This window comes from Pseudophaeobacter sp., assembly GCF_048267565.1.
Lineage (GTDB): Bacteria > Pseudomonadota > Alphaproteobacteria > Rhodobacterales > Rhodobacteraceae > Pseudophaeobacter > Pseudophaeobacter profundi.
On sequence record NZ_JBLWXG010000007.1, the window covers coordinates 19,277 to 30,377 of the forward strand.

General features: G+C 61.1%; 9 protein-coding genes. 6 read left to right on the forward strand and 3 right to left on the reverse strand.

The window, feature by feature from the left end:
• The first annotated feature begins 352 nt into the window (after positions 1–352).
• Positions 353–1,480: a THUMP domain-containing class I SAM-dependent RNA methyltransferase gene (locus ACN0VH_RS14995; RefSeq protein WP_417701044.1), complete on the forward strand. Its 1,128-nt coding sequence runs from the start codon at positions 353–355 to the stop codon at positions 1,478–1,480.
• A gap of 155 nt (positions 1,481–1,635) precedes the next feature.
• On the opposite strand, the gene ACN0VH_RS15000 is transcribed toward ACN0VH_RS14995, so the two are convergent.
• The gene (locus tag ACN0VH_RS15000) at positions 1,636–2,298 is read right to left on the reverse strand and encodes a TetR/AcrR family transcriptional regulator (RefSeq protein WP_417701045.1); all 663 of its coding nucleotides are present in this window, start codon (positions 2,296–2,298) and stop codon (positions 1,636–1,638) included.
• 118 nt (positions 2,299–2,416) lie between these two features.
• Between ACN0VH_RS15000 and ACN0VH_RS15005 the strand changes: the two genes are divergently transcribed.
• A complete protein-coding gene (locus tag ACN0VH_RS15005; protein ID WP_278921421.1) occupies positions 2,417–3,217 on the forward strand; it encodes a TIGR03084 family metal-binding protein in 801 nt (266 codons plus the stop codon).
• Here ACN0VH_RS15005 and ACN0VH_RS15010 read toward each other — a convergent pair.
• Complete coding sequence (locus ACN0VH_RS15010) at positions 3,214–4,089, reverse strand: 2-dehydro-3-deoxygalactonokinase (RefSeq protein WP_417701046.1); 876 nt, start codon at positions 4,087–4,089, stop codon at positions 3,214–3,216. The genes ACN0VH_RS15005 and ACN0VH_RS15010 overlap by 4 nt on opposite strands.
• Positions 4,090–4,762: 673 nt before the next feature.
• Between ACN0VH_RS15010 and ACN0VH_RS15015 the strand changes: the two genes are divergently transcribed.
• The 3 genes from ACN0VH_RS15015 (at position 4,763) to ACN0VH_RS15025 (ending at position 8,187) form a co-directional block, all read left to right on the forward strand.
• Positions 4,763–5,410, forward strand: coding sequence for a sugar transferase (locus tag ACN0VH_RS15015; RefSeq protein ID WP_417701047.1), 648 nt, complete (start codon positions 4,763–4,765; stop codon positions 5,408–5,410).
• Positions 5,411–5,656: 246 nt separating this feature from the next.
• Positions 5,657–6,736 carry a CpsD/CapB family tyrosine-protein kinase gene (locus ACN0VH_RS15020; RefSeq protein WP_417701048.1) on the forward strand — a complete coding sequence of 360 codons (1,080 nt, stop codon included), beginning with the start codon at positions 5,657–5,659 and terminating at the stop codon, positions 6,734–6,736.
• Positions 6,737–6,891: 155 nt separating this feature from the next.
• Positions 6,892–8,187, forward strand: a complete 1,296-nt coding sequence (locus ACN0VH_RS15025) for a GumC domain-containing protein (RefSeq protein WP_417701049.1) — start codon at positions 6,892–6,894, stop codon at positions 8,185–8,187.
• 21 nt (positions 8,188–8,208) lie between these two features.
• Here the strand turns inward: ACN0VH_RS15025 and ACN0VH_RS15030 are convergent, their stop codons facing one another.
• Entirely contained in the window at positions 8,209–9,585 is a 1,377-nt protein-coding gene (locus tag ACN0VH_RS15030) for an oligosaccharide flippase family protein (RefSeq protein WP_278921416.1), read from the reverse strand.
• 302 nt (positions 9,586–9,887) lie between these two features.
• Here ACN0VH_RS15030 and ACN0VH_RS15035 point away from each other — a divergent pair, with 302 nt between their 5' ends.
• Entirely contained in the window at positions 9,888–11,099 is a 1,212-nt protein-coding gene (locus ACN0VH_RS15035) for a glycosyltransferase (RefSeq protein WP_417701050.1), read from the forward strand.
• Positions 11,100–11,101 lie beyond the last annotated feature (2 nt).

Below are 11,101 nucleotides of genomic sequence, written 5' to 3' on the forward strand. Positions count from 1 at the left end.
CATTTCCTCTGCGCATTAGAACACGTGCCCGACTATCTGGGCGCCGAGTACATACCTGAACCCAACCTATTATCAAGTTTCTCCTAACCAAATTTAAATGTGGCTGCCGCAACATCGCGAGTAGGCTGCATTATTTGGCTGACAAGGCTCACTTTGGATACGGACTGCGCCAAATGGAGGACCTTGAGTACGTTCCTGAAGACTGTTTACAAATTGTGCCTAGATTTTGCAAAGCCGACTTCCTGCGCAAAGCCTTCGTCCACGCCATGGTGCCGTCGCGTGCCACGCAAGGGAGACAGGTGCCGCGGTAAATAGCCATCGCCGACAGAGAAAATTCGCGGTATGAGGGCACATGAACCATACAGACACATTTGAGATCTTCCTGACTGCAGCGCCGGGGCTTGAACCTGCCCTGCTGGCCGAAGCTAAAGAAGCGGGCTTTGTCGCTGCCAAATCCGTTCCCGGTGGCGTTACCGTCCAGGGCGACTGGCGCGAGGTCTGGCGGGCGAACCTGTGCCTGCGCGGGGCTGCCCGCGTGCTGGCGCGCATCGGTGAGTTCCGCGCCTTTCATCTGGCCCAGCTGGACAAGCGATCGCGCAAATTCCCCTGGGGTGACATCCTGCGCAAGGATGTGTCCCTGAAGGTGGAAGTGACCACCAACAAGAAATCCAAGATTTATCACGCCGGGGCCGCTGCGCAGCGGGTTGAAACTGCATTGGTAGAAAGCTTTGGTGCCAGCCTATCCAAAGACGCGGCGCTGACGCTCAAGCTGCGTATTGATGACAATATGTGCCAGTTCAGTGTCGATACCTCGGGCGAGGGGCTGCACAAACGCGGCCATAAATCGGCCGTGGGCAAGGCGCCGATGCGGGAAAACCTGGCGGCGCTCTTCCTGCGCGATTGCGGCTTTGATGGCGGTGAGCCTGTGGTCGATCCGATGTGTGGCTCTGGCACTTTTGTGATCGAAGCCGCCGAAATTGCGCTGGGTCTGGTGCCAGGGCGCAGCCGCGCCTTTGCCTTTGAACAGCTGGCCAGTTTCGACGCCGAGGCCTATGCGAGGCTGAAGGCCGACCTGACCCCGGCGGATGTGGATATCGCGACGTTGCACTTTTACGGCTCTGACCGCAATGCGGGCGCTGTCGAAATGGCCAGTGCCAACGCAGAGCGCGCCGGTGTAGCCGGGTGTACGACATTCAGCCATCAGGCGGTCAGCGACCTGATGCCGCCCAAGGGCCCGCCCGGACTGGTCATCGTCAACCCGCCTTACGGCGCCCGGATTGGCAACAAAAAGCTGCTCTTTGCCCTCTATGGTGCGCTGGGTAAAACCCTGATGGAGCGGTTCTCAGGCTGGCGAGTGGGGATTGTCACCAGTGAAACCGGGCTGGCCAAGGCCACGGGGCTGCCGCTTTTGCCCCTGTCTGCTCCGGTCGCGCATGGCGGTTTGAAGATCAGGCTGTTCAAGACCAAGCCCTTGCCGTGACGCCCAGCGTGCCACGGGGGGAGGGGCCACAGCGGCAGCTCTGCCAATTTCGGGCCGATGATGCGGCACGATCAAAACTGACAGCCCTGCGCCCCGTCGCGTGTGTATTGAGGTCTCGTGGGTATTGAATAGGCAGGGTGCGCAGGTCTTTGGCCCTAGGGCGCGGCTGGCGGGCCTTCTGCCGGGGAGCGGGGCGAAAGGTGGGGCGCCATGATGCGGCCAAACAGATCAACCATTTTGGTGATGATTTCCGGGTCACGTTCATAGGCCGCCTGACTGTGCAGTCCGCGCATGAAACTGCGGCAGATCGACCAGAGCAAAGAGAACTCTTTGGCGTGGGCAGCGCTGGCTTGGTACAGATGGGCAATATTGCGGTTGAAATCGTCATTATAGGCCCAAAGCGCGGGGGTAATACGGGCGCTCAGGGCAGGATCGGTGCGGGCCGCCACCAGGATCTCCATCAGGGCGCGTCCCTCGCGGGTGTTGATCACCCGGTGCCATAGGTGTTGCAGCTGATCGGGCAGGGTGCCCATCTCGGGGGTGGGTTGCAACAACTGGGCCTCTTCGGTAGGCGAGGCCGGGCCGCGCACTGGCGCCAACAGTTGCAGCAGTGTCTGCACCATGATGTCTTCCTTGCTGGGAAAGTGATGCGTCAGAGCGCCGCGCGATACGCCAGCAAGCTGCTGCACCCGGTTGATTGAACATTCCGAATACCCCACCTCGTCCAGGCTGGTGATCACGGCTTCCAGAATGCGGCTGCGGGTCTGGGCCACGCGGCGGGGCGTGACGTTCGGTTGGTCTTTGGTTCCTGCGCCCATCTGCCTATCCTTTTTGCAGAATCGTAAAACAGAACGCATGGTCTGTCCAATCAGCTGTTGGGGATCGGACGCAGCGGCATTTGATTGAGACAGAGTGCGGAAGATGAGGGAGAAGACCATGCAACAAGCGAATGATTTTCGCGCCGAAAGCCAAGCCTTGGCGGCGGTGCTGCAGGATCTGCCAGAGGCAGATCTGCACCGGGTGACCCAGTTCAAGGATTGGACGATTGATCACGTATTGGGGCACCTGCACCTGTTCAACGTGGCGGCCGAGACCGCGTTGCAAGGGGCCGGGCCGTTTGATGCCTTCATCAGCCCGATCTTGGCAGAGATGCAGGCGGGGAAATCGATCCTGCAAAGCCAGTTTGGCTGGCTCGATGGGCTGTCAGGTCGGCCCCTGTTCGAGGCCTGGCGTGCCGGTGCCGATAGCTGCGCCGATGCCTATGCTAAAGCCGACCCCAAGCAGCGGGTGAAGTGGATTGGTCCGGATATGAGCGCGCTGAGCGCGATTACCGCCCGCCAGATGGAGACCTGGGCCCACGGCCAGGAGATCTTTGATGTGTTGGGGATCGACCGGATAGAGCAGGACCGGATCCGCAATATCGCCCATCTGGGGGTGTCGACCTATGGCTGGACCTTTGCCAATCGCGGTGAAGCTGCGCCAGAGCCTGCGCCCTATGTCGAACTTACCGGCCCGTCCGGGGCGGTCTGGACTTGGAACACCCCGCAAGAGGATAACCTGGTGCGCGGTGCAGCGGTCGAATTTGCCCAGGTGGTGACCCAGGTCCGCAACATTGCCGACACCAGCCTGGAAACCTGCGGCGCGGCGGCGGCGCGCTGGATGGAGGTTGCACAATGTTTTGCAGGACCGGTGGAAACGCCCCCCGCCAAAGGGGCGCGCCACCAACAGCGGGCCTAACTCGCTGGGGGCCCTGCGTCGGTCGTGTCGTTCAGGCGGCGCCAGGCGGCGATCAGCCCCTCTAGCGCCATGCGCGTAGGGTCGGCCTGGGTGACGGGCAGCCCCTGGGCCGACAGGGCTGCCAGATAGGGGGCCGCCTTATGGTCGGAACCAATGAGGGCCAGATTTTGCCCCAGCCAATAGGGCCGGGCTGCTGACAGTTCTGCCCCCAGCAAATAGCCCCAAAGCCTGCCAGAGATTTCGGGGTTTTGCGCCGCCTGCAGCTGATGGTTTGCATGCAATTCGGCCAGTCGCGCGGCAAGGCGTTCGGGGCGCGACATGGTTTCGGCCACGGCGTCCTTCAGGGCGCTTTCAGACCAATCGTCGTCAATGGATAATTGCTGCGCCAGGGCGGCCTGGAGACCGCTGGACAGGGTGCTTTGAAAACTGACCACTTCGGCGGCGCTGACCTGAACCCAATGGGTGACAGCACCCGGCAGGCAGATCACCCCGTCCCATTTCGGGTTGAGCGCGAGAAAGCCGCCAATCTGCGCGGTGTGGCCTTGCATCAGCGCCAGGGGGGTCTTCTGGCGCAGACCGGACAGGGCCAACAGGTGCCAAGGGGCAATATCCAGCTGCACTGGTGCCAGTTCCGCGGGCTTGGCGGGGACCTCTACCGCTGCCGCCTGAGAAAGACCACAGGCCAGAATTGGATCGCGCGTCGACACCTCTGCCTGTTGAAGGGCGGTCAGCAAATCCTGCTGCGCATCGGATTGGCTGCGGAGGGTGCTATGGCGTTGCACAACCTCGCGTGCCGACATGGTCCAAAGGGTGACCTCGTTGCTCCCAACCCATGCGGCGGTCCAGTTGTTTTGGCTGTGGGCTGAGCACATTGTCTTGCTCCCTTTGTGAAACGTGTCGGGCCTGAGGCCTGCCTTCAGGATGATCGCCCGTGTCATAGCCTGTGCTGCGCCGGTTTCAAACCCTCTTGGGCCAGTCCTGTTGCCGCCCTCTGTTTGCTCTGCTTCCCAGCATCCGAGGCAAAGGCCGCAGCGCGGGCCTGAGGAAAGAGGCGTCAGGCACGTGTCAGGAATCAGGCAATTTTAGGGTCGAAAAAAGGGTGTGCCCTTCGTCGATTGCAATCATTTGGGGATAGTTTTGCGGCGAGAGGATGGATTGTTTCCATTTTCGCGCGACCTGGGCCTGATTTTGTCATATTTCCTATCCTTTAGTTATAATTTTCGCAAAAATGGCTAAATTGTAGATGTCATCGAATGCTGTCGCTTGAATGAGCGACGCGGCCATTGGGCCAGGCATCTTATCAGGCGCGAAGCATGTGGGGGCATGTTTCGAGACACGCTTTGAAGGTGACGATATAGCCCGCTTCGCTGCTGTTGTGGGCAATAGGACATTTGAAAGCCGAGGTTTCCAGGGGGGCAATCCCTGGGACACCAGTATTGAGTGCAGGGGAATACGATGAAAGATTTCGTCTCGGAAAGAGTGGAGCAGGTATGGGCTCTATCTGGGCTGCCTTTGCAGATCTCAAAGGCTTCGCAAGAGCGTCCCATGGGCGGCAGCGTTGCGCTGATCACAGAACAGAAGAAAACGGCCTATTCAGTGGTCGGTAAGCGGGTGCTGGATCTGACCCTTGTGGTATTGGCGTTGCCGGTGGTCCTGCCTGTCGTCGTATTTTGTGCCCTGATTTTGTGGCTGGAAAGCGGCCTGCCGTTTTACAGCCAGGAACGCCTGGGCCAAAATGGCAAGCGGTTTCGCATCTACAAACTACGCACCATGGTGCGGGACGCGGATGCGCGGTTGCAAGGATATTTGCAAAACGACCCCAAGCTGCGCCATGAATGGGAGACCACCCAAAAGCTGAAATCTGATCCGCGCATTACCCGGATTGGGCGCATTTTGCGCATGACCTCTCTGGATGAATTGCCGCAACTCTGGAATGTCTTCACCGGAGAGATGAGCCTGGTTGGCCCGCGCCCGATGCTGCCCGAGCAATTGCCGCTCTATGGGGAGCCTTTCGCCTATTTTACCGTCAAGCCTGGCATTACCGGGATCTGGCAGGTCTCTACCCGCAACGAGAGCAGCTTTGCTGCGCGGGCGACGGCCGATGCCAGCTATCTGCGCCAAATGGGGCTGCGGCAGGATCTGCGCCTGCTGTGGCGTACCATCGGCGTGGTGGCCAGGGGCACGGGATATTAATCTCTATGTGGTTGAGTGTGGCCGTCACAGGCCAAGCCCCGAGATCAGGATCTGTTGCGCGGCAGTATAGGCGGTTTGGCACATGGGCACAGCAACCAGATGGGCCGGTCAGAGGTTTGCAAGGGCAGGAATTATGAGGGTAGCATGTGTGGGCCCCCAGAACAGGACGCGCGTCGCCGGGGATTTGCCGAGTATTGGCCAGGGCATTTTGCGGCCCTCAATGTTGGATCTGTCAGGAGATGACGTATGAAGCATTTTGCTGTATCAGCCCCAGTTGGTCGTCCCATCGGTCGTCCAGCCAGCGGCGCTGCCAGCGACGGGCCAGCGCGCGCTTTTGAACCGGACGGTGAGGATCGCATGACGCAACAGGGATTCAAGAGGTTTCGCCGCCGTAACCGGCAGTCCACGTCGGACCAAGCAGCAGACCAACGGCCAGAACCAGCTGCAGAACCATTTCTGGACCGCGGATATCAACCAGAGCCTGAGGCTGAATTCGGGCAGGAAAATACTGCGCCTGCCGCCAAACCGGCGGCGGCTGTAGAAGATGTGCCCGTGACAGGCCGACGCCGGCGGCCGCTAAACCTGGCAGCGCAATCGCGTGTCGATATCATACAGCCACCAATGGAAGTGTTGCCAACCCGCTTTGATCCCTGGAATCAGATCGAACAAATTCCTTTTGATTTTGGCGGGCCAAAGGCATCTCGCCTGCCTTTGGTGAGCGCATTTCGGGCCTCACCAACGGCGCGTGCCTTTGATCTGTTGCGTACCCGGCTGTTGCACAGCCTCAATGCGCATGGCTGGTCGCGGGTCGCAGTTACCAGCCCCAGGGCGGGCGGCGGAACCACCTTCTGCGCGGTCAATCTGGCGCTTAGCCTGGCGCGGGTTCCCGAAAGCCGCAGCCTGTTGATGGATATGAACTTTCGCCAACCCGGCGTTGCTCAGGCGCTGGGCATTGCCCCACATGGCAACATGGCAGCGTTCCTGGCACAAAAGGCGACCTTTGATCAGCATCTGCAACGCCTGAGCGATACATTGGCCGTGGGCAGCAATAGCGCGCCAGATCAAAATGCTTCTGACTTGTTGCATGATCCCCGCGCGGCAGCGGCCATTGCCGATATGATAGATGCGACCAGCGCCGAGACGGTACTGTTTGATCTGCCACCGGTTCTGGAACATGATGATGTTGCTGCCTTCTTGCCGCAGGTCGATGGGGTGCTGCTGATCTCGGATGGCACGCGGACCACCGCCGCAGAACTTGCGGCCTGCGAAAAGATGCTGGCCGGGCACGCGCCGCTGCTTGGGGTGGTGCTGAACCGGGCCGAATAGACAGAACACACATAGGGTGCGTCCTGACGATCACTGGCGCGGCTGGCTGGCCATCAGTTGACCCATGCCGGTCACAGTTTTGCCCGGTTGCTATGATCTAGGCTGGGGTAACCGTGACCCAGTGCCGGGGACGCGACCACAAAGAAAGCAGAGCCATGGGGCCTATTTTTTCACTGACGGATTTCTTCCGTATGCTGCGCCGCCGCGCCGCCGCGATTGTCTATGTCATTGTATTAGGTAGCATTCTATCGCTCTGGCTGGCGCTGAATCAGCAGCATATGTACGGTAGCACCGAGGTGCTGCAGGTCACCCGCCCCACTATTGCAGATGATTTGGCGCGCTCTACCGTCGAGGGATCTTCGGCGCGGCGGATGCAGCTGATCGAACAGCGCCTGATGGCGCGTGGTAGCCTGCTGGAGATCATCGAAAAATTTGGCCTCTATCAGGACCAGCCAAGCCTTACCTCGACCGAAAAGGTTGTGCGGCTGCGTAACGCGGTCAATATCACCGGGGTGGCGGCGGCGCGCGAAGGCTTTACCGACGACGGCACCATTTCGGTTCTGACCATCTCGGCGACGATGCCAACGGCTCTGCAGGCGCAGCAGGTGGCCAGCGAATTTGGCCGCCGTACCATCGAGCTGAGCGTCAGCAGCCGGATCGAACAGGCCCGCGAAACCCTGAGCTTCTTTGCGGAAAAGGAAGCGGCGCTGAGCAGTCAGATCGCCGTGCTGGAAGATGAAATCGCGTCCTTTCATGCGGCCAATGACGTGGTCCTGCCTGGGACGGTCGAATTTCGCCGCAGCGAAGTGACGGCAATCAACCAGGGCCTGCTGGATATCGCCCGTGAAAAGATCCTGATCCGGCGTGAGGCCGATCAGGCCAGCGCCACGGAACGCCCGGCGACTGCACGCCGTCTGCTGGCCGAAGCGCAGGAACAGCTTGAAACCCTGGACGCCCAGCATGCCCTCTTGACGCAACGCAAACGCGAGCTGGAAGCAGCCCTGCAGACCACGCCCGAAGTGCAGCGTCAGCTGGGGGCCTATACCCGGCAGGTGCAGGCCCTGCAGGGAGAGCTGGAAGTGGTGTCAGCCCGGCGCAACGAGGCCGAAGTCGGCTTTCGTCTTGAAACTTCGCGGCAGGGAGAGCGCCTGACCGTTCTGGAGCCTGCCGGATTGGCGGATTATCCCTCGACCGGATCACGCAAGAAAAAGGCCGTGATGGGGGGCGTGGCCAGCATTCTGGTGGCGTTAGCGGTCGCCTTTGCGCTAGAATTGCGCACCCCGGTTCTGCGCACGGCAAAACAGATGGAGCGCGAAACGGGCCTGGAGCCAGTGGTTGCGATCCCGGTGTTGCGCGCGGCATCGGGGCGCGGTGCCGGGCTTTGGGGACGCTTGTTCTCTGGCTTGCGCGGCAGGGGCGCTGTCCGACGGCAAAAAACAGCCCGCCGCTGATTTGCTCCTCACCACTGTTGATTAACCTAGTGGAGGCACCAGGGTGGTGACCAGGGTCTGTATCCGCCCGAAATGCCAATAGATTGCGCCGGTGCCACAGATCCCGGCAAGGATGGCAAAAAGCAGATCATGGACCGGATCCCAGGCTTGATGCCTGCGCGCCAGCCATATCAGTACCGGATAGGCCACCAGCATGCCCCCACCCATGGCGACAATCCCGCCGGGCAGGCCAAACCACAGGGTTGCCAGTAAAAACAGGCCCGTTTGCAGCAGCGCCCGGCTGGCAGTGAAGACAAAAAACGAGCGGCTATCCCCCGCAGCCAGTGCCGCCTGATCATAGGTCATGGTAATCACCGCAGGCACCAGCGCCAGCGAGATCAGCACGATCATGGCCCCCGCCGGGGCATAGCGCGGATCATATAAAACATCGACCAGCCAGGGGCCAATCCAGGCCATCAGCAGCAGCATCGACAGGATGGCACCGGTCAGCCCTGCCCGCAGCAGGCGCTGTTTGCGCCGATTGGCCGGATCGGCCGAAATGGGCTTGTCGCGGTAGACCGGGATCATCAGCCGCTGATTGATGGCATGCCCCAGAAGCATCGGAAAACTCGCCAGAAAAAAGCCGATATTGTAGATCCCCAGGACCTCAAGCGAGACGAATTTCCCTAAAATGGCGCGATCCCCCTGCGAGGTCAAAAACCAAAAGGCGGTAGACAGAAAAATCCACTTGCCAAAGCGCACCAGCTCCTTTGCGGCCGCAGGCTCCCAGCGGAATTGGTTGCGCCGCCCCGGCAGGCCATAGTGGGTCAGCATCAGCTTGGCCGCGGCCTGGATCACCCCGCCCAGCACCAGGGCCAGAACAGATCCGCTGATCCAGGCCAACAGCACCATGCAGCCAATGCCAATTGCCTGCGCGCACAGATCCAGCAGGGTAACGCGCCCTACCAAAAGGTGGCGGTGTGCGGTCTCGATCCTGGTGGGGAAAAAGCCGGCAATCGCCAGGCCAATCCCGGCGATCGGCAGATAATACAACAGCTCTGGTGCCGCGTAGAACCACGCCATCGGCCATGCCAACGCCAGAGTCAGCAACCACAGTGCAAAGCCGCGCAGCACCTGAAGGCTCCAGGCGGTGTTGAGGAATTCGGGATCGTCGCCGCGGGCGTTCTGCGCAATTGATGGACCAATCCCAAGGTCCGAAAACAGCGACAGACCCACCGTGACGACGGTGACCAGCGCCATCAGGCCAAAGGCCTCGGGGAAGAGCAGGCGCGCCAGGATCAGATTGGCGGCCAGTCGCAGGGCCTGACTGCTGCCATAGCCAATCATCAGCCAAGAGGCCGAGCGCAGCACCCTGGCCAGCAGTCCCGTGCCCCAAAAACGCTGCGCCATCTGTTTCATGTCTTCTCCTGCTGGCCATTCATATGGGCCATGGTGGGGCGGCTGCCCCTGCGGTCGTTTGGGCGGATTTTGCGAGGCTATGCAGTGCGTGGAGGGGCGTCAATTGCTGCGGCTGCCCTGGGTGAATTCATGGTAGGAAAGCGGCGCGCTGGCAAGACAGTCTGGCAGCTGGTGGGCCATTGGACCAGCTTTGAAAACAGGGGCTGTATTTTGCGAACCCGATCCGGGAAAGCCCCCTAGGCAAGCCGCAACAGAGCCGCTACGCTGACCAGGTACTGGCTGACCGACGGGAGCATGAGCCTTTGAAAATCGCTTATATCCTGAACAGTTACCCGCAGCCGTCCCATAGTTTTATCCGCCGCGAAATCCAGGCGCTGGAACGTCAGGGCCTGACCGTGCTGCGGCTGGCCATGCGGCCTGGCTCGGCAACACTGGTTGATCCGGGCGATCAGGCAGAAGCGGGGAAAACACACTATGTCCTGCAGGCGGGTCCCTGGCACCTTCTGGTGGCGACACTGACGCAGGCAGCGCGTGCACCAGTGGCCTGGCTGCGGGCTCTGCGGCGGACAATCCGGCTGGGCCGGGTCTCGCAGGTTGGGGTGCTGCGCCATCTCATCTATCTGGTCGAGGCCTGCTATGTGGCTCAGCGATGCCGGGCGGGGGGAATTTCCCATCTGCACGCCCATTTTGGCACCAATGCCAGTACTGTTGCCTTGCTGGTGCAGGCACTGGGGGGGCCGGGGTACAGTTTCACCACCCATGGTCCAGAAGAGTTCGACGCGCCGCTCGCCCTGTCGCTGGGCGAAAAGGTCAACCGGGCGCGCTTTGCCGTGGCGATCAGCAGTTTCGGCAAGAGCCAACTGAGCCGTTGGGCGGATTTCAGCGCCTGGGAGCGGCTGCATGTGGTGCATTGTGGCATTGAGCCGGCGCGCTTTGATGCGCCTGCCTCGGTGCCGCAGGGGGCGCTGCGCTTGGCGGCCATTGGCCGCTTTGTCGAACAAAAGGGCCAGATGATCCTGTTGCAGTCGCTTGGCGAGGTGGTGAAGACCCACCCGCAGGTACATCTGTCGCTCATTGGGGATGGCGAAATGCGCGCCGAACTGGAGGCTGCGATCACCGACCTTGGGCTGCAATACAACGTCACCCTGACTGGTTGGCTATCAGAGGCTGGGGTGCGACAGGCGTTGGCTGAGTCGCATGCGCTGGTCATGCCCTCCTTTGCCGAAGGTCTGCCGATGGTGGTGATGGAGGCCATGGCGGCCGCGCGTCCGGTTCTGGCCACCTATATTGCGGGCACGCCCGAGCTGGTCTTGCCGGGCCAAACCGGCTGGCTGGTTCCCGCGGGCGAGGTGGGTGTTCTGGCCCGTGCCATCACCGATCTTGCTGAAACACCGCAGCCCAGGCTTGACGCCATGGGGCAGGCGGGGCGTGCGCGCGTGTTGGAACGCCATGACAGCGACCGCGAGGCGGCGAAACTGGCGACGCTGTTTGCCGCAGCAAGCCCCAAGATCTAGGA